Origin of the sequence: Thermoflavifilum thermophilum (genome assembly GCF_900116565.1) — a bacterium.
Taxonomy (GTDB): Bacteria; Bacteroidota; Bacteroidia; order Chitinophagales; family Chitinophagaceae; genus Thermoflavifilum; species Thermoflavifilum thermophilum.
Genome location: NZ_FPCJ01000001.1, coordinates 826,462 through 846,635, shown reverse-complemented (window position 1 = coordinate 846,635; position 20,174 = coordinate 826,462). Strand labels below are relative to the sequence as shown.

Below are 20,174 nucleotides of genomic sequence, written 5' to 3'. Positions count from 1 at the left end.
TCGCCCTCTTTGTGGCGACGCCCTCTTCGGCCTAGGCCACTCGCCAGTCCGGGTGGTTTCGGGTAAACGCTTTCAGGACGTCGGATATCTGTTTAAACGACAGGACATGATTGAAGGCGATATTCCTATGGACATCGGCTTGTTGTGCCCGCGACTGGTATTTTCTTTCACCTGCCCTTTTGGGCGCAGATATTTGTCAAAAGAAAGCAAAATGGGGAGCTAAGGTCTTTTCCCATGATCCCAGATAATTTCAAGACTGGATGGCGAATCAAGGATTTTCAAAAAAGATATGTTCTTGTGAAATTGCATGCGAATAAGTATTTTCGAAACAAAGATGAGTTTCGAAGAAAAAAATATAGTATTACATTGTAATAAATTTGGGACAAAAAAACATAATCAATTAAGGAAAAGCAACAAATGAATGACTTTCCGCAGAATCCTTACGACATACTTGATCCGAATATCAGATGGGCGCCGTCGCAGGAAGATTTGAAGGAAAAAGCCTACGAGCAACTTATCCCGCCGCTGGTTTATAAAATTCGTCTGGATGTAAAAAAGTGGCGTGACAGTGATTATTCAGGTGCTTCCGACACCACAAAAGCCTTGTTGAATTTCTGGTTCAAACCCGATGGGCATAAGAAAAATGGCCAAGTTTTCCGATACTATTTTGCCCAGCGGGAAGCCATTGAATCCATCATTTACCTGTATGAAGTAGCCAAAGCCAGAGACAAGTTTGAACTGATGCGCTTTAACTCGTCGGACAGAATCAGCACGGGCATATTTCCTGAAAGTTGGCCAAGATATGTGATTAAAATGGCAACAGGTTCGGGAAAAACCAAGGTGTTGAGCCTTGCCCTGGTCTGGTCTTATTTCCACAAACTTTATGAAACAGAATCTGAACTTTCCCGAAATTTTCTCATTATTGCCCCTAACATCATTGTTCTAAATCGCCTACGCAAAGATTTTGATGATCTCAAAATTTTTCGAGAAGACCCGCTTATTCCAGAAAACGGCTATTTCGACCGTGACTGGCAAAACGATTTCCATCTGACCCTGCATATTCAGGACGAACTTAAACCAATTACAGAAGAAGGCAATCTGTTCCTGACCAATATCCATCGTGTGTATTTAAACGAGGATAGAGAACCGTCCCTGGAAGAAGAATTTTTGGGCAAAAAACCGCCTGCCGACGCGGACACATCCAAAGGTATGGATCTGGGAAAAGTGCTGCGCAGCACTAAAATCAAGGATCTGGTAGTGATGAACGACGAGGCGCACCATATTCACGATGAAAATATGCAGTGGTTTAAAAGCATTGAAGACATCAACAATCACTTGAAACTAAAACAGGGCAAGGGCATTTCCCTGCAAATCGACAACACCGCCACACCCAAACACAACAACGGCGCTATCTTCGTGCAGACAATATGCGATTATCCGCTGGTGGAAGCCATCAAGCAGAATATTGTTAAATCGCCTGTGCTGCCTGATGAGGCATCGCGGGCAAAGTTGCATGAAAAGTCGTCATCCCAGTTTGTGGAGCGTTACAAAGATTATATTCATCTGGGTTATATCGAATGGAAAAAACAGTTTGACGAACTGAAAAACGTCAAGACCCCCATCTTGTTTGTAATGACGCTGGACACCAAAGAAGCCAATCAGACCAAAGATTATCTGGAAGCCAATTACCCCGAATTCAAAAATTCTGTGCTGCTGATCCATACCAAAAAGAGCGGCGAAATATCGGAAAGTGCGGCATCGAAACGGGACAAGGAAGAACTGGAGCAATTACGAAAAGCAGCGGATGCGGTGGATGAAGATACTTCTCCTTACAAAGCCGTGGTTTCGGTTATGATGTTGCGCGAAGGCTGGGACGTGCGCAATGTGATGACCATTGTCGGTTTGAGACCATACGGATCGCCCGCCAAGATTCTGCCCGAACAGACCCTGGGCAGAGGACTGCGTAAGATGTTCGGCCTGGAGGTAAAAGAAGAACTGGTTGTTGTTGGCACGCCCGCTTTTATTGAATTTGTGGAATCCATCAAGACCGAAGGCGTGGAGTTCAGTTACCGACCCATGGGCGAAACCGGCAAATCCCGTAACCCAATCATTGTGGAAATTGACACTGACAATGAAAAAAAGGATCTGGATAAACTGGACATCCCCGTGCCTGTCTTATCCCCGCGTATCCATCGGGATTACAAAAATCTGGAAGATATTCAGGTTGACAAGATGGCGAAGGACATCACGCCCGTTGCTCTGAAGCAGTTCAGCCAAAACGAACTGAAAGAAATCGTGTTTACCGATATTGACGGCAAGTTCTCCCATAAAATCGAATTTACCGACACCCTGCCTGATTGGCGAAACGTGGTCGGATTTTTCACGCAGGCCATCTTAAAGGAAAGCAGGCTGGTGAGTGGTTTCAACATTCTCTATCCCAAAGTGGAGCAGTTTATTCGCCACAAGTTATTCGGCAAAAGCGTGAATATTGAAGACGCCAATGTTTTGCGCAATCTTTCCGAAGTGGAGGCAAAACAGACGCTGTATCGCGCATTCAAAGAGGCGATCGATGACCTGACCATAAAGGATAAAGGTTCGGCGCAAATCAAAAACTTTATTTCCTTGCGCAAAGCCAAACCGCTGGTAGCGGACAACCAGCCTTACCTGGTGCCGCAGAAAAGCGTGTTTACCAAAATCATCGGCGACAGCCAGTTTGAACTGGAATTTGCCGCGTTTCTGGAAAATTGTTCGGATATCATTTCTTTTGCCAAAAATTACCAGTCGCTCGGATTTAAGATCGAATATCAGGGCGAGGACGGCAATATCCACGAGTTTTTCCCCGACTTCCTGATTAAACAAAACGAGCGTGATATTTACATCGCTGAAACCAAAGGCAGGGAAGATTTGGACGATGTGCGCAAAATAAAACGGCTGCAAGTCTGGTGCAACGACGTTAATGCTGCGCAGAAAGAACGAACGTATATCCCCCTGTATGTAAAGCAGGAATTATGGGAAAAGCATCAGAAAGATATAAAGACATTCACTAACATCATTGAATTATTCAAACTGGAAAAACAAGTGAGAACACAGTGACACAACTCAATTTGACTGATAACGAAAGACAATTTATTATTGATACTATCAAACAGGGCAAACCCCTGCCCAAGGAATATATTTACAAACTCTACGCCGACGACGAGGACGTTTTCCTGTTCTGGAACGGCAGAAATGAAACTGTAACCAATGCCGTGCTGCCCTTTCATTCCATCGAACATATTGACGAGCCGCGCAGGGAAATTGAAAAAGAGCCTGAATTATTTGACACTACGGGCAGACAGCTAAAAGGCTGGACCAACAAACTAATTTGGGGTGACAACAAGCTGATTCTATCGTCTTTGGTAAACGGCCCCATGCGGGAAGAGATTGAAAAAGAAGGCGGATTGAAACTGATTTACATCGACCCGCCCTTTGCGGTTGGAGCGGATTTTTCCTATCAAATAACCGTCAACGGCGAGGACGTTACCAAACAGCAGTCCATCATCGAAGAAATCGCTTACCGCGATACCTGGGGACGGGGCATCTCATCCTACCTTTCCATGATGTATGAACGGCTGAGACTGATGCACCAACTGCTGGCAGAGGATGGGAGTATTTATGTGCATTGTGACTGGAGGGTGAATAGTGTTTTGAGATTGATTTTAGACGATATATTTGGAAATGATAATTTTTTAAATGAAATAATTTGGAGACGACATTACAGCCATAATGATGGAAACAGATATGGATGTGTTCATGATTCAATTCTGTGGTATTCCAAATCAAGAGATTACATTTGGCATAGGCAATATTTATCGTATGATGAAGATTATGTAAAAAAGAATTATAATTTAATTGATGAAAGAACAGGAAGAAGGTATAGATCTGTATCAATGAATGCTGCTGGTCCAGGACCTGGTAGGTATTTTGGAAAAATTTTTTTAAATCCACCTCCAGGTACACATTGGAGATGGTCGCAAGAAAGAATTGATGAAGCAATCAAAGAAGGTAAAATATATTTTACTTCAACAGGAGTTCCAAGATATAAACAATATCTCGATGAAACTGAAGGTTTACCCGTGCAAGATATTTGGTTGGATTTCTATGGTGTGTCATCACAATCAAATGAATTATTGGGTTATGCCACCCAAAAACCCGAAGCCCTTTTGGAGCGCATTATCAAGGCCAGCAGCAACGAGGGCGATCTGGTGGCGGATTTCTTCTGCGGCAGCGGCACCACCGCGGCGGTGGCGGAAAAACTTGGCAGAAAATGGATTGCCGCGGATTTAGGCCGCTTTGCCATTCATACCACCCGAAAGCGTATGATACAGGTGCAGCGGGAACTGAAGAAAGAAGGCAAACCCTACCGCGCCTTTGAGGTGCTCAACCTGGGCAAATACGAACGGCAGTTCTTTTTCGGCGTGCCTGCCAATATTCCGCAAGAAAAGCAGGAACAACTGCTGGAAGCCAAGCAGGAAAAATATGTCAGTCTCATTTTGGAAGGCTATTCAGCGCAGAGGGTTCATGAGCACAAATACCTGCACGGCAAAAAGGCGGGGCGATTTGTGCACGTGGGGCCGCTTTCCGTGCCCGTCACCAAGACGCTGGTGGAGGAGGTGTTTGAGGAATGCCGCCAGAACCTGATTACGCAGGTAGATATACTGGGCTTTGAGTTTGAAATGGGGCTGGTGCCATACATCAAAGATGAACTGCGCCAGCGGGGGGTTGACATCCGCCTGCGCTACATTCCCAAAGAGGTCTTTGACAAACGGGCGGTGGAAAAAGGAGAGGTAAAATTCTATGATGTGGCGTATGTGCAGGTTAAGCCATACATTAAAGGCAAAACCGTTAAAATCGAACTGACCAATTTCACCACCTACTACACCCAGGACGATCTGGAAGAACTGGAGCAATCTCTGAAAAAGGGCGGTTCCAAAGTAGTTATTGAAAACGGTCAGATCATCAAACTGACCAAAGATCAGAACGGTATTTTGCAGCGCGAGGTGCTCACAAAGAACTGGGTTGACTGGATCGACTACTGGTCGGTGGATTTTGATTACGAGGATAAAAAAGAGATTATACGGATTGAGGAAAACGGAGAAGTAAAGGAAGTCTGGACGGGCAATTATATTTTTGAAAACATCTGGCAGTCGTTTCGCACTAAAAAGAATCCGAAGATTGAATTGATAACGGCGCCGCATACGTATGAAAAGGCGGGAAAATATAAAATAATGGTCAAGGTGGTGGATATTGTTGGTGTGGATACGTCTCACATTGTTGAGGTGGAGGTAAAGTAAAAAATGGTATAATCACACATTGCGGAACTCAACATGACAGCTGGAGCTGTGCAGATCTTTTAGGTTTTTTCAGCCCGCGTCAAGTTTTCTTGATGATTTAAGGTCAGTGCCTCTCAACCTGCGGCAAATTAGCCAAAGCGTTAGGAGGCATGAGTACGATGCAGATCGAGAGACGACTTGAGCAACTCAGCTTGGTTCTTCCTGAATTGACCAAGGTGTGACCGACCGTTAAGATTCCTTTCGCGTGGGTTGCGTTAATGGGGATCCTGCATATGTTTCCGGGCACGGCCCGCTTAACGGCGACGGCTCACCCGCAGCCCCTCTCGGGCGTGTCGGTGCCGAGATTTCTGCTGAGCAAGCCTACACCGCGGCCTGACTCGCTACGTTTTCCATGCTGAGCCGCCTCAAGCGCAGTAGGCGAGGCCAATAAATAAAGCAGACATGATGCAAAGCAACGAAGTCAACACAGCTTTCGAAATCCTGCTCGAAGAGATCGAGCTGGTTGCCAACCAACTCAACGACGACGGCGCGCAAGCTTTCAAGGAAGGCAATTACGATACAGCGCGCCACGCCATAGAAGAAGCGACACGTCTGGCGGAGTTCCGCGAAAAGGTTAAGGCGCTACAAAAAGAATGGGCTTCTCTTCTGACTAAAAGGCCACAGCGCTCGAAGAAGGCAGGCCGCATTGTCAAAAGTCGTTTGCCGAGGGGGCTTCGTACCCCGGAGGATGCTTTTCGCCGTCCCATTCTACAAGCACTCGTAGAGCTTGGTGGCAAAGCTGCAATCGGCGAGGTTCTGGAGTTTGTCGAAAAGAAAATGAGCGCCAAACTAACGAAATACGACCGTGAGCCGTTGCCCTCCGATCCCAAGTCTATTCGTTGGCGCAACACGGCTCAGTGGTGCCGTAATACCCTGGTGCGCGAAGGATTGCTGAAAAATGACTCGCCTTACGGTGTGTGGGAAATTTCCGAGGCTGGAAAGAAATGGTTGCAACATAAAAGTGCGCAATAGAAAACACCTCGTGTGCACGGTTGCCACCATTGAGATTTGCAACAAACCCGATTTTTGCTACTGCGCTGGGTTGTTCACAATTCTTGTGCTCAACGCTTAGAGGCTTCTATTCAGAATCAAGTGGTTAAAATATTATGAACCAGAAACTGCTTATGCAACCTTTAGACACAATATCTTGAGGCCTTTAGTTGGGCAATCACTCTGTTAATCCAGTACGAAACAAAGTTATCCAAGCAATTTAGCCGCAAAAAATATTTTGGTAATCATAGCTTGAGATAGACCTTTAATTTCGCCTTCCTTTGCTTTCCGGAACAGCTAAATTGCAGAACCTGTTTTCCCTTCATCCGCAAAATGAGCCGCTGATCAAAAGCTCACTCCCTCTGAAAGCCTGGAAACCCGTATTTTTGAAAAGAAAAGCACATGTTCAGGCGGGTACGGACATATTACTGGTGGTGTCAGATTGGTGGCTGGATGGCTTTCTGGATGTTTAGCACCCTGGTGAGCTACATGTATGGCCAGCGCATTACCCTGCAATCGCTCATCGACCGCACGGTGTTCATCCTTGCTGGCATAGGCGTTACCCATGCTTTCCGCCTTTTCATCTTGCGACATCAATGGCTGCAATTGCGCCTCGATCGCCTGATATGGCGTATGCTCATGGGCGTGCTGGTGAGCAGTGTGCTGATTACCGCCACAGTGGATGCTTACAAATATGCCTTCCACCTGATGACGCCTCAGGAAAAATCGTTTGAATTCGGTCGTTTCTTCAGTATTTTCATCATCGTCCTCATCTGGTCGCTGATTTACATTCTCTGGCATTATGTAGAAAAGGAACGCCGTTATCAGCTTGACCGGCTGCGGCTGGAATCGCTGGTCAAGGAGTTGCAGCTGAAAACCATCAAATCGCAGCTCAATCCGCATTTTATTTTCAACGCCCTCAACAGCATCCGGGCCCTGATCGAAGAAAATCCTGAGCGGGCCCGTGAAGCCGTTACCGAGCTGTCGAATATCCTGCGCAATTCCATGCAGGCCGAAAAAGTAGAAACCGTTTCCCTGGAAAACGAGATTACCATGGTGCGCGATTATTTGGCACTGGAGATGATTCGCTTTGAAGAACGCCTGCAGGTAAAATTCAATATTGATCCGGAAACCCTTCCACTGCCTGTGCCTCCCCTGATGTTGCAAACTTTGGTGGAAAATGCCGTCAAGCATGGTATTTCAAGGGCCGTACAGGGGGGATGCGTGGAAATTATGTCGCGGATACACGCGGGTTTTCTGGAAATCGTGGTGCGCAACACCGGTCAGCTTGCTGCCGCCTATTCTGTTCAGGGATTTGGATTGCAAAGCACCCGTCAGCGGCTGGAAATTTTATATGGTTCGCGGGCCCGTTTTCAGATTGCCAATGTGGGTGATCACCAGGTAGAAGCCCGCGTGCAGATTCCGTTGGTTGAAGAGCCTGTTTTTTCTCAAGCCGATAAACATCTGTCGATATGATCTCTCGTCTTACTCGCGCTTTGATTATTGATGATGAACGACTGGCGCGCAATGAGCTCAGGCGTCTGCTGAAGGAATTTCCGGATATCCAGATCGTGGGCGAGGCTTCCAATGCCCAGGAAGGCCTGGAACAAATTCAGAGCCTGGAGCCCGACCTGCTGTTTCTCGACATCCAGATGCCCGACAAGACCGGCTTTGAGCTGCTGGAAATGCTCGACAAGGTGCCCACGGTTATTTTCACCACAGCCTATGATGAATATGCCCTGAAGGCCTTTGAGTTCAATGCGCTCGATTACCTGATGAAGCCCATTGAGCCGCGTCGCCTGGCCGATGCCCTGCAGAAGCTGCGCCAGCAGGAGGAAAAAGAAAAACAACAACTCCTTGGCCGAGGTGTGCTCTCGGAAAACGACCAGGTGTTTGTAAAAGACGGCGAACGTTGCTGGTTTGTGAAGCTCTACGACATACGCCTGTTTGAAAGCGCAGGCAACTACGCACGAGTGTATTTTGGGCAAAACAAACCACTGATTCTTAAATCCCTCAATGCCCTGGAAGAACGCCTCGATCCACGGGTTTTCTTCCGCGCTAACCGCAAGCATATCGTGAACCTGCGGCATATCGAAAAAATTGATCCGTATTTTAATGGTGGACTGCTGCTGGAAATGAAGGGCGGAGAAAAAATCGAGGTGTCGCGCCGCCAGGCCGTGAAGTTCAAGGAAATGATGAGCCTCTGATGAACTTCTCCGGGCAGAGATTACGACATCAGGGCCGGTACGGAATGGATGGCTGTGGCCATATCTTTGATGAGTTCAGGATCTTTTTCAATGGCATTGCCCACTACAATCACGTCGGCACCAGCCCGAGCCATGCGATAGGCCGTTTCCGGATCGCGGATGCCCCCGCCTACAATGAGCGGAAGAGAAATATTTTCCGATACCCTTTGCAACATGCGCTCGCTGATGGGATAACGCGCTCCACTGCCGGCATCCATGTAAATGATTTTCTTGCCCAGCATTTCACCCGCCAGGGCTGTACACATGGCAATATCGTCTTTATCAGCCGGAATAGGAGCCGCATTGCTGATGTAGGAAACCGTGGTGGCCACACCGCCATCAATGACCATGTACCCGGTTGAAATGACCTCCACACCACTCTGTTTCACCGCCGCTGCCGAAAGTACATGCTGACCGATGAGCAGCTCTGCATTCCGCCCCGAAATCAACGACAGGTAAAGCAAGGCATCTACATGGCGGCTCAGCTGGGTAGGGCTACCCGGAAATAAAATCAATGGAATCTTGCTCTGTTGCTTGATATGCTTGCAATAAGTGTCCAGATGATCGGTTATCACCAGGCTGCCACCAATCAGCAGATAATCCACCCGAGCTTCTTCCGCAAGCTGAATCAGATGATTAAGGCCAGGAAGATCAATATTATCCGGATCAATCAGGACTGCAAAAGTTTTTTTGCCTTTTTGTTTGTTTTCACAGAATGTGGTATATACAGGCTGGGCTGTTTGCATATCTGAAAAAGGCTTATACACAAAACTATGATTTTTTTTCCCATCTGCAGGTAAACTCATGTCTGAAGGCTTCAGGCTTTGTTTTTGTGTAAGTTATTCACAGCCTGTGCATAAGAAAGAAACGATGCAATAAGGGAATCTGTTATTTTCGTTTTCCCGGCCGGGACATATCTGCCTACCGGCAGGCAGGTTTTCACAGTAAAAAAATTTTTTATCATGACAGCAAATAACCAAACCCTGAAAAAGGGGCTGCAGTTTAGTCGCTATTTTACCAAAGAAGGCATCAGCCCCTACGACATGTTTTCCTATGAACTCCGCAGTTCGGTAATCCGCAACCCGAATGGGGAAGTAATTTTCGAGATGAACAATGTGGAAGTGCCTTCCCACTGGTCGCAAATTGCCACCGATATTCTGGCGCAGAAATACTTTCGGAAGGCTGGCGTTCCCCAGCCCGATGGCAGCCTGGGGCGGGAGACTTCGGTGAAACAGGTGGTGCATCGCCTGGCCAATTGCTGGCGCAACTGGGGCGAGCGCTATGGCTATTTTGCCTCCCCTCAGGACGCCCAGGTGTTTTACGACGAACTGGTGTATGGCATGCTCAACCAGATGTGTGCACCCAACTCGCCACAATGGTTTAACACGGGCCTGTACGACAGCTATGGCATCAAGGGCAAGCCGCAGGGTCATTATTACGTTGATCCGGAAACCGGTGAAGTGAAAGAATCCACATCAGCCTACGAACGGCCGCAGCCGCATGCCTGCTTCATTTTGAGTGTGGAAGACGATCTGGTCAATCCCGGTGGCATCATGGATTTGTGGGTACGCGAGGCCCGCATTTTCAAATACGGTTCGGGCGTAGGTACCAATTTCTCCAATATCCGGGCTGAAGGTGAAAAATTAAGCGGGGGTGGCTCTTCCAGCGGATTGATGAGCTTTTTGAAGATTGGCGACCGGGCTGCTGGTGCTATCAAGTCGGGCGGCACCACCCGCAGGGCTGCCAAAATGGTGTGCCTTGACCTGGATCATCCCGAAGTGGTGGAATTCATCAACTGGAAGGTAGAGGAAGAAAAAAAAGTAGCGGCTCTAATTGCAGCCGGCTATTCGTCGGACTACGAAGGAGAGGCCTACCGCACCGTGTCGGGCCAGAATTCCAACAACTCGGTTCGTATTCCGAATGAATTTTTCCGCATTCTGGCCGAAGACGGGATCTGGGAAATGAAAGCCCGCACTACCGGCAAAACCATGCGCACCATCAAAGCCCGCGAGCTATGGGATAAGATTGCCTATGCTGCCTGGCGTTGTGCCGACCCGGGTGTACAATACGATACCACCATCAACGAATGGCATACCTGTCCAAAAGGTGGCCGCATCCGCGCCTCCAATCCCTGCTCGGAATACATGTTCCTCGACAATACGGCCTGCAACCTGGCTTCCATTAACCTGCGCAAGTTCTACGATGAAAACACCAACCGATTCGATATTGAGGCTTTTGAATATGTCGTACGGCTGTGGACGGTTGTGCTGGAGATTTCCGTGCTCATGGCTCAGTTCCCTTCGAAAGAGGTGGCTCAGCTGAGCTATGATTACCGCACGCTGGGGCTGGGCTATGCCAACCTGGGCTCCCTGCTGATGATCAACGGCATTCCCTACGACAGCGAAAAAGCCCGTGCCATAGCTGCTGCCATCACCGCCATCATGACGGGCGTGGCCTATAAGACTTCGGCTGAGATGGCCATGCACCTGGGCCCGTTCCCGCGCTTTGCCGAAAACCGGGACGATATGCTGCGTGTAATCCGCAACCACCGGGCCGCGGCTTACGATGCCACCGATGCCTACGAGGGCCTGCAGATTAAACCCCAGGGCATCAATGCGCGTTATTGCCCCGACGACCTGCTGAAAGCAGCTACCCGGGCCTGGGACGAGGCGCTGCAAATGGGCGAACGCTATGGGTACCGCAACGCCCAGGTGACCGTCATTGCCCCCACCGGCACTATTGGCCTGATCATGGATTGCGATACCACCGGCATTGAACCCGATTTCGCGCTGGTGAAATTTAAAAAACTCGCCGGTGGAGGCTATTTTAAAATCATCAACCAATCCATCCCCACCGCATTAAAACATTTGGGATACAGCGATACCGAGATCAAAGCTATTGTCGATTATGCAAAAGGCACGGGCAGTTTTGAAGGTGCTCCTTACATCAATCATCAAACCCTGAGTGAAAGAGGGTTTATTGCCGAAGAACTCAAAAAGCTGGATCAGGCCGTGGCATCTGCGTTCGACATCAGCTTTGTGTTTAACGTTTATACTTTGGGTGAAGAATGCTTACAGCGGCTGGGCTTCAAGCCTGAACAGTATTTCAATCCCGACTTCAGCTTGCTGCATGCCCTGGGCTTCACCGACGCAGAAATTGAGGCTGCCAATGATTATGTGTGTGGCACCATGACGGTAGAAGGGGCACCCTATCTGAAGCCGGAACACCTGCCGGTATTTGATTGCGCCAATAAATGCGGCAAAAAAGGCCAGCGATATATTCATCCCCATGGCCATATCCGCATGATGGCCGCCGTGCAGCCCTTTATTTCGGGAGCCATTTCCAAAACCATCAACCTGCCCAATGAAGCCACCGTAGCCGATATTGCCGACTGTTATTACCTGAGCTGGGAACTGGGACTGAAAGCCTGCGCCCTGTACCGCGATGGCAGCAAACTGTCGCAACCCCTGAGTAACCGGGCCGACAAGAAAAAAGAAGAACAGGCTACCGAGGCAGCAGCACCGGCAAGCTCCGGTAAGGTAGATTTGAACAGCCTGACGATTGATGAAATCCTGGAAGCGGCCCGGATTAAGATGCAGAGCAGCCCCGATACTTCGTTTATGCGGGCCCTGTCGCGTGTGGTGCAGCGCAAGACCTTGCCAGCCAAACGCCGCGGCTTTACCCAGAAAGCCAAAATCAACGGGCAAACTATTTTCCTGCGGACGGGCGAATACAGCGATGGTACGCTGGGTGAAATCTTCATCGACATGCACAAAGAAGGGGCCACCCTGCGCTCGATGATGAACTGCTTTGCCATAGCGGTATCGATTGGCCTGCAATACGGCGTGCCGCTGGAAGAATTTGTGGACAAGTTCGTCTTCACCCGCTTTGAACCTTCCGGGCCGGTGGAACATCCCAATATCAAATTTGCCACATCCATTGTGGATTATATTTTCCGGGTACTGGGCTATGAATATTTGCACCGCAGCGATCTGGTGCATGTACCTGATCCGAACCAGGCGGACGAAAATTTCACGGCAGGTGGACTTCCTGTCCGGCAGACTGGCAACGCCCAGGCTTCGCAGGGGGAATCAGCTCCAGAAGCTCAGCCAGCAGGAAACCAGCCGGTCCGGCAGGCAGGAAAGCAAATGGCGCCGGTCAGCACGTTGACCCATGAAGCCGAATCGCTGGCTGGTACAGGGGTACAGGCCGGCACACAGGCCTACCTGCGTCAGATGCAGAGTGATGCACCCACCTGTCCAGGCTGCGGACATATCACCGTGCGCTCGGGCACCTGTTACAAATGTCTGAATTGTGGCGCCAGCCTGGGTTGCAGCTAATGCTGTTAAAATTTTCTAAAGGAGAAAATGAATTAGTTTTTTTTCTCTGGAAAAGTATATATTTGCATTAAATAGGGTTTTCATAAGATAGTAACAAACGTCGGCTCCTTTCTAGGCGCCGTTTTTATTTTCCGGGATCAGATCGCAATACCAATATCGGGTATCCCATGCGGAAGAGGCATTTGAGCTGGGTGAAAAATGTTTTTCCACAACCTCCCCCTTTTGAAATAACACCGGAAATCGGAACAGTGGCCCGTCAAACACAAAGCTGTGGTATTCACCGTTTTCTCCGCAGGGATCCACATCAGGCGGAAGGTCTTGCAAAAAGGTTTCGTCAATCAACCGGCCACAAAACGAGATATCGAGCTTTTGGGCATTTACACAAACCACAATAGCCCGAAACCCGGCTTGCAGAAATTGTTCAATAAGTTGTCGGCTATCCATCTGCCACAGCGGAAAAACAGCCCGCATGCCGACCCGTGCCAGCTGTTTTTCGCGGTACTGCCGAAGGTCCTCCAGAAAGATATCACCAAACACGGCCGTATGAATATCCTCCTCAGCCATGCTTTTCAGGGCATCGGCCATTCGCTCGTTGTATATTTCCATGGAGGCTTGTTCCGGCAGCCAGATTTTTTTCAATGGAAGATCCAGTGCACGGGCCTGCAGTTCCAGAAGCGACTCGCGGACGCCATGCATAGATACCCGTCGGTAAGCTTCATTGAAGGTGGTAAGCAGATACCGAATCTGATACTGGGCGGATCGGGAAAGCAGAAAATAAGCCATTGTGGCATCTTTCCCACCACTCCAGTTGAGGAAAGCGCTTTCCATATTTGAACAGGTAAAACAACAAAGTAAGCCGGAATTTTTCAGGCAGGCAAACACTGAAAAACTGTATTTTTATGAATTGTTTAACCGGAGCACATGATTGGATGCAGACATTTCGGATGGATGTTGCTACTGGGCATTCTGCCTGTGATAGCTCATGCAGGAGGGCAGCCAGGCCGAAAGTCCCATACCCCTCAGCCGGTCCCCTGCGAACAGATAACGCTGGAAAAATTGATGCTGATGTACCCGGGCTTTACGCCTGCCAGCCCTGCATGTAAGAAACAAGGCAATTTGCCGGCTTCTGTGTTGCGTTTTTACAGCTGGTATCTCAAACGCAGCCAGCAACAAAGCAGTTCGATCCGCCTTCGGGAAAAGGAACAGACTGATCTGTTACCACCCTTTGGCGTGCAGTGGCCCGAGATTGAGCAATATGTGGAATACCTGAAACAACGTTATCCGGAGCTGGATACGCTTCATTTTTCATGAGCCGTTCTGTGGCATATCCATTCATGTTATTAACCGGAATTAACAGAAGGAAATCAGATTTTGACGTATGCTGGTGGAATTTACCTATGATCGTACATCCGTCATACATGCGCTGCGGGTGCATTTTCTCAGCAGAAGTGAAGTGAAATTTCTGAGGATTACACTCTTGATTCTGTTTGGGATCACGGTGGTGGGCAATTTGCTGGGTTATGTCTCGTTCGGGGCTGTGTTTGGCATTTTCATGATGATATTGCTGCTATTGCTTATTTTCTGGTTCTGGCTGCCGGTACTCACTTACAACAAGTCGGCCACCTTCAAAGACAACATTCGTTTGCAGGTGGAAGATCAGGGAATGGCCATTGGTACACGCAGCGGGGAACACATGATCCGGTGGGAAAGTTTTCGGAATGTGGTGGAAACGCGCGATTACATTTATCTGTACCGCAATACCCGTTCTTTTTTCATCATTCCTTGGAGTGCTTTCCGGGAGGAAGACAGGCAGGCATTTCGCAACCTGTTGCACAGCAAGTTTGCCAGTTATGAAGTAAATGTGTCCCATTGATCGATGCTGGGCGGAGCAACCAGGGACGGAACAAAAGCATAGGCGAAAGCAGCCCGTTGGGCGCCTGCCCGGTGCGCTTCTTCTACAGTACCATCGTCACTATTCCCATCGGCCACAATGATTTCAGCTTCTTCTGATGTTGTTTGCTGGCGAAGATGGTGAACCAGCTTCCCGGTAAGTGGGGATGATGATGCTCAAGACTGGCATAGCGGGTGCGAAGCATTATCGGGCCACGCTGATGGCACGTTTTTCCCGTATTACGGTTACCTTGATCTGGCCGGGGAACTGCATTTCATTCTGGATTTTCTGGGCAATTTCAAAAGAAAGTCGGTCGGCATCACTGTCGCTCACCTTATCGCTTTCCACAATCACCCGTAGTTCACGGCCAGCCTGAATCGCATAAGCTTTTTCAACACCAGCAAATCCCATGGCCAGGGTTTCCAGGTCTTTGATGCGCTGCAGGTAGCTCTGCATCATTTCGCGGCGGGCGCCGGGGCGAGCGCCACTGATGGCATCGCAAGCCTGCACGATGGGAGCGATCACATAGGTCATCTCGATCTCGTCGTGATGGGCGCCGATGGCGTTGACCACGGCCGGATGTTCGTTGTATTTTTCGGCCAGCTTCATGCCCAGCAAGGCATGCGACAGTTCACTTTCTTCATCGGGTACCTTGCCGATATCGTGCAGCAGCCCGGCACGTTTGGCCAGTTTGGGATTCAGGCCCAGCTCGGCGGCCATGATGGCGCAGAGGTTGGCGGTTTCTTTGGAGTGCATGAGCAGGTTTTGGCCGTACGACGAGCGGAAGCGCATCTTGCCCACCATGCGAATCAGTTCGGGGTGCATGCCGTGGATACCCAGCTCGATGACGGTGCGTTCACCGATTTCCATGACCTGTTCTTCCAGCTGGCGTTTGGTTTTTTCCACTACTTCCTCGATGCGGGCCGGGTGGATGCGGCCGTCCTGAATCAACCGCTGTAGCGATAGGCGAGCCACTTCCCGGCGCAGGGGATCGAAACAGGAGAGCACGATGGCTTCGGGTGTGTCGTCTACAATCAAGTCCACACCGGTAGCGGCTTCCAGAGCGCGGATATTGCGTCCTTCCCGGCCGATGATCTGGCCTTTGATTTCGTCGCTTTCCAGGTTGAAGACGGTGATGGCGTTTTCGATGGTTTGCTCGGCAGCCGTGCGCTGGATGGTCTGGATGATGATTTTTTTCGCCTCTTTGTTGGCTTTGGCTTTCGCTTCTTCCATCATCTCCTGCAGGTAAGCCATAGCCTGGGTGCGGGCTTCTTCCTTCATGCTTTCGATGAGCTGGGCTTTGGCCTCTTCGGCAGTCATGCCGGCTACCTTTTCCAGCCGGCGGATGTGTTCCTCCTGATGTTTTTCCAGCTCTGTGCGTTTTTGATTGACCAGCTCCAATTGCCGCAGCAGGTTTTCTTTCAGGGCCTCGTTTTCCTGGATCTGTCGCTGGGCGTTTTCGGTTTTCTGGTTCAGCGACTGTTCTTTTTGTTTGATGCGGTTTTCGGCTTCTGCCAGTTTCTGATTGCGCTGCAGCACTTCTTTTTCATACTCGGCTTTCAGCTGCAGATATTTTTCCTTGGCTTCCAGGAGTTTTTTCTCCTTCAGCGTTTCAGCTGCGAGCTGAGCTTCGGCCAGGATTTTTTGTGCCTGTTGCTCAGCTTCCTGGATGCGGATCCGGGTATTTTTGGAAAAAATCAGTTTTCCGATCAGAATGCCTACGATGCAGGCTGCCAGGCCAACCCCTATTAACAATCCGATAGTGATATTCATGTGAAATGATTTGATTCATGAAAAAATTGCCTGAAGGCTGAAAATAAAACAGTGTGCGAAGATACAAATTTCGTGGCTTGCAGGGCTCAACGGCTGAGGGCCTGATCCAGCAGTTTTTCAATGCTCTCCAGCCGAGGGCGAAGCATATCGGATGACAGCGTATGTTCGGGTTGAGTGGCGTAATAGATGAGGCACATGGCTACATAGTCTTGCATGTCTTTTCCGGCGTAAAGGGTTTTGAATTCCAGGATTTTCTGGTTCAGGTTCTTAATCACCTGACGGATATAAGCCTCTTCTTCGGGATAAATTTTCAGGCGGTAGGAACGGTCGGCGATGGTAACCTGAATAGCGATGAGGTCATCGGTGGAAGGCATAGGCGAGATGGATTTAAAATTTAAAGTTGAAGTTCTGCAATACACAATTCAATTTCACGGATATAGCCATTCAACAGGTTTCGGATTTCTTTGCGCGCCGCTTCATCCAGATTCAGGGTATTGATTTTTACCAGATGGGCAATTTGCACCTGGGTATGCAGGCGTTCTACCTCTGCCCGGAGGTTTTGCAGTTGCTCCTGTTGTTGGGCCACCTGTGCCCTAAGTTTGTGGTTTTCTTCCACACATAGCATGTAACGTTCGATCAGCTCCCTGAGCTTTTGTTCAATATAATCGAGCTGTTGCTGGGCGTTCATGGTTACAAGCTAAGGATTATTTCCGCAGGATGATCTGCAACTGGTTGCCAAGATGTTGAACGATTCGTTGCAAAGATTGCTCCACATCCTCATCAGTTAGCGTTCGGTCAGGATGCTGGAAAAACAGGCTGATGGTGCAGGATTTTTTCCCGGGATCCAGCTTTTCACTTTCAAACACATCCATCAGGTTCCATGCTTTCAGGTAGGGTGCTTGGGAATTTTGCAGGATTTCTTCGATACGGGCGTAAGGTGTTTGTTTATCGATCAGGAAAGAAATATCCCTTCGCACGACCGGATAGGGGATGATTTCCTGATAGGTAATCTGATGTTGGGTGCGTGCTTCTACCAATTTTTCCCATTCCAGAGCCACATAATAGACGGGTGGTTGCAGGTCTAAGGCTGCACAGGTTTCTGCATCCACTGCGCCCAGCATGCCCACGGGTTTTTCAGGAGCAATGATTTCCATCAAAGGCTTGAGTCGGGGATGCCCGCTGGCGGGCCGGAACTGAAACCGATGTATGCCGCTAAGCTGCAGGAGGTTTTCTGCCACCCCCTTCATGAAAAACCAGCCGTAGGCCTTTGGTGGGGTTTCGGGTTCGGCCCACCAGATCGGATGAAGGTTACCAGCCAGCCAGATGGCGAGGAATTCGCGCTCCCGATATCCTTTTTCGCCATCGGGATGGTAGGTTTTGCCGAATTCAAAGAAAGCAATCGGCTCGTTGCGGTGATGTTGGTTATAGGCCACGCATTCCAGCCCGTTTTCCAGCATGGAGGGTCGCAGCACGTCGAGGGCTGCATTGAGATGGTTCAGCAGATGCACCACCTGGGTTTCCGGATAAACGGTATACAGCTGGCTTCTGGAAATGGAGTTCGTATAGATTTCCCGGAACCCTTGGGCTACCAGAAAGCTGGACAGGCTATCCCTGAGGTTTTCCCGAACGTGCAAGGCATGATGGGCGGGGGTAATGGTGATCTGTGCAGGAATGGGAATCTGGTCGAGTCCGTCAATCCGCATGATTTCTTCCACCAGGTCGGCAGCCTGCCTGACGTCGTGTTTGAATGGGGGCACCTGCCATACCCATTCCTGATCGTTGGAACTGACAAGCCCGAAACCCAGGTCTTGCAACAAGGGCTCGACCTGCTTGTCGGGATAGGTTTTCCCGCTCAGGGCAGTAAGATAGGTTTTCCTCAGGCGCACCTCTGGCTGATTTTGGGGAGTGGGATATACATCCACAGGCTGGTAGCGGATCTGCCCGCCGGCCAGTTCCTGAATCAGCAGAGCCGCCCGTTTCAGGGCATAGGGAACCCGGGTGATGTCTACCCCTTTTTCAAAGCGCAGGGCGGCCTCTGTACGCAGGCCGAGGCGTAGGGAGGTTTGTCGGATGAAGCGGGGATGAAACACCGCGCTTTCCAGGAAAATATGCCGGGTATCATCTTGAATGCCGGAATGAGTTCCACCCAGCACGCCGGCTATGCACATAGGTTCCCTGGCATCGCAGATCATCAGATCCTCCGGATGCAAGACACGATCTTTCCCGTCGAGGGTGAGCAGATGCTCTCCCGAGCGAGCTTTTCTGATCCGCACCTCGTGTCCGGCAATGGCATCGGCATTAAAAGCGTGCAGTGGCTGGCCACACTCGTGGAGCACGAAATTGGTAATGTCCACCACGTTGTTGATAGGCTTGACGCCGATGGAGGTGAGAGCGGCTTGCAGCCATGCCGGTGAGGGGCCGATCTGCACATGCTCAATCAGCAGACCGGCATACCGCAGGCAGGCGTCGGGGTCTTCAATCTGTATGCGGATAGGGGATGGATCAAGGCCTGTTTCCGGAAAAGCAGCTGTATCGGGCCATTGAAGCGCGCCTCTGAACTGGTAGTGATGGTTGATATAAGCGCAGAGATCACGGGCTACGCCCAGGTGGCTCATGGCATCCATGCGGTTGGGTGTCAGGCCGATTTCAAACACCTGATCATGAAATACCTCTATGTATCGGGTGAGTGGTGCTCCGGGTTCAGCGGAAGGGTCGAGCACCAGGATGCCACTGTGGTCGGTTCCCAGCCCGATTTCATCGGCAGCACAAAGCATGCCTTCGCTTTGCTCCCCGCGGATTTTGGTTTTTTTCAGCTGAAAAGGCTCGCCTTCAACCGGATGAAGTGTAGTGCCGGGCAGGGCCACCACTACCTTTTGCCCCACAGCCACATTGGGCGCTCCGCACACAATCTGCAGGGATTGCCCGTTGCCTATGTGTACGCGCGTAAGCTGCAGTTTGTCGGCTTGTGGATGTTTCCACACAGCCTCCACTTCGCCTACCACCAATCCTTCCAGGCCACCGGGAATAGAGCTAAAGCTGCTCAGCTGTTCGACTTCAAGCCCTACAGAAGTGAGGATCCGGGCAATTTCTTCCGCATTCAGGGTGGAAGGCCATCCTTTCTGCCCCAGAGGTAGATATCGCAACAGCCAACGGTATGCAATCTTCATTGAACTACGATTATTTTATACTGTATTTCCGCTCCGATGACCAGGCTTTATGCAGGTGGTTGCCCTGCAAAAAACGGATCTGAAGCATCATCCTTGCATTGTGCACGATGGGGCGTAAAATTAAGAAGTTATGCCGTAGAAAAACTTTTGCAAACAAGCAAGAAATCGCCCAAAAATCTTTTTTCACGAGCTTTGTGAAAAACTTCGTCTGCAAAGATGATTTTTTGCAGAAACGGTGGAAAACTTTGCCCAAACAGTTGCATAAGTTTAACTAACTTGTTGCATACGCTGTGCATAAGTGCAGAATAAATTTTTTGCAGGAAGGCTTCTTTTTAAATCTTAAAAAACCTTTTACCTTAGAACCAACGGCAGGAAAAGTTCATGATTTTTTCATG

At 49.5% G+C, this 20,174-nt stretch carries 15 protein-coding genes; 8 read left to right on the top strand and 7 right to left on the bottom strand.

Translation table 11 applies throughout. The features are described 5' to 3' along the window. The first annotated feature begins 417 nt into the window (after positions 1-417). From BM367_RS03660 to BM367_RS03640, 5 genes are all read left to right on the top strand, one after another. A complete protein-coding gene (locus BM367_RS03660) occupies positions 418-3,093 on the top strand; it encodes a DEAD/DEAH box helicase family protein (RefSeq protein WP_092457870.1) in 2,676 nt (891 codons plus the stop codon). Further along, on the top strand, positions 3,090-5,333 hold the full coding sequence (locus tag BM367_RS03655; RefSeq protein ID WP_222842564.1) for a site-specific DNA-methyltransferase: 2,244 nt from the start codon (positions 3,090-3,092) through the stop codon (positions 5,331-5,333). Before BM367_RS03660 ends, BM367_RS03655 begins: the two co-directional genes overlap by 4 nt. Positions 5,334-5,774: 441 nt before the next feature. Further along, a complete protein-coding gene (locus BM367_RS03650; protein ID WP_222842563.1) occupies positions 5,775-6,344 on the top strand; it encodes a winged helix-turn-helix domain-containing protein in 570 nt (189 codons plus the stop codon). A gap of 420 nt (positions 6,345-6,764) precedes the next feature. Further along, positions 6,765-7,838 (top strand): sensor histidine kinase, encoded by a 1,074-nt coding sequence (locus BM367_RS03645; RefSeq protein WP_092457867.1) that lies wholly within the window; start codon positions 6,765-6,767, stop codon positions 7,836-7,838. Next, positions 7,835-8,569 (top strand): LytR/AlgR family response regulator transcription factor, encoded by a 735-nt coding sequence (locus tag BM367_RS03640; RefSeq protein WP_092457864.1) that lies wholly within the window; start codon positions 7,835-7,837, stop codon positions 8,567-8,569. Before BM367_RS03645 ends, BM367_RS03640 begins: the two co-directional genes overlap by 4 nt. 20 nt (positions 8,570-8,589) lie before the next feature. Here the strand turns inward: BM367_RS03640 and BM367_RS03635 are convergent, their stop codons facing one another. Next, positions 8,590-9,414, bottom strand: coding sequence for a phosphoglycerol geranylgeranyltransferase (locus BM367_RS03635; RefSeq protein WP_245759885.1), 825 nt, complete (start codon positions 9,412-9,414; stop codon positions 8,590-8,592). A 156-nt stretch (positions 9,415-9,570) separates the two neighbouring features. On the opposite strand from BM367_RS03635, the gene BM367_RS03630 reads away from it, so the two are divergent. After that, complete coding sequence (locus BM367_RS03630; RefSeq protein WP_092457858.1) at positions 9,571-12,948, top strand: vitamin B12-dependent ribonucleotide reductase; 3,378 nt, start codon at positions 9,571-9,573, stop codon at positions 12,946-12,948. A 111-nt stretch (positions 12,949-13,059) separates the two neighbouring features. On the opposite strand, the gene BM367_RS03625 is transcribed toward BM367_RS03630, so the two are convergent. After that, a complete protein-coding gene (locus tag BM367_RS03625) occupies positions 13,060-13,776 on the bottom strand; it encodes a Dph6-related ATP pyrophosphatase (RefSeq protein ID WP_092457855.1) in 717 nt (238 codons plus the stop codon). Between the two features lie 93 nt (positions 13,777-13,869). Here BM367_RS03625 and BM367_RS03620 point away from each other — a divergent pair, with 93 nt between their 5' ends. After that, complete coding sequence (locus BM367_RS03620; protein ID WP_092457852.1) at positions 13,870-14,259, top strand: hypothetical protein; 390 nt, start codon at positions 13,870-13,872, stop codon at positions 14,257-14,259. 67 nt (positions 14,260-14,326) lie between these two features. Continuing rightward, positions 14,327-14,821, top strand: coding sequence for a YcxB family protein (locus BM367_RS03615; RefSeq protein WP_092457849.1), 495 nt, complete (start codon positions 14,327-14,329; stop codon positions 14,819-14,821). Here the strand turns inward: BM367_RS03615 and BM367_RS12075 are convergent. From BM367_RS12075 to pheT, 5 genes are all read right to left on the bottom strand, one after another. Further along, entirely contained in the window at positions 14,797-14,937 is a 141-nt protein-coding gene (locus BM367_RS12075) for a hypothetical protein (protein WP_177224093.1), read from the bottom strand. The genes BM367_RS03615 and BM367_RS12075 overlap by 25 nt on opposite strands. A gap of 106 nt (positions 14,938-15,043) precedes the next feature. Further along, a complete protein-coding gene (gene rny, locus BM367_RS03610) occupies positions 15,044-16,612 on the bottom strand; it encodes a ribonuclease Y (RefSeq protein ID WP_092457846.1) in 1,569 nt (522 codons plus the stop codon). A gap of 86 nt (positions 16,613-16,698) precedes the next feature. Beyond that, the gene (locus BM367_RS03605; RefSeq protein ID WP_092457843.1) at positions 16,699-16,986 is read right to left on the bottom strand and encodes a cell division protein ZapA; all 288 of its coding nucleotides are present in this window, start codon (positions 16,984-16,986) and stop codon (positions 16,699-16,701) included. Between the two features lie 20 nt (positions 16,987-17,006). After that, positions 17,007-17,300 (bottom strand): hypothetical protein, encoded by a 294-nt coding sequence (locus BM367_RS03600; protein ID WP_092457840.1) that lies wholly within the window; start codon positions 17,298-17,300, stop codon positions 17,007-17,009. A gap of 16 nt (positions 17,301-17,316) precedes the next feature. Beyond that, positions 17,317-19,779 (bottom strand): phenylalanine--tRNA ligase subunit beta, encoded by a 2,463-nt coding sequence (pheT, locus tag BM367_RS03595; protein WP_092457837.1) that lies wholly within the window; start codon positions 19,777-19,779, stop codon positions 17,317-17,319. Positions 19,780-20,174: the final 395 nt, after the last annotated feature.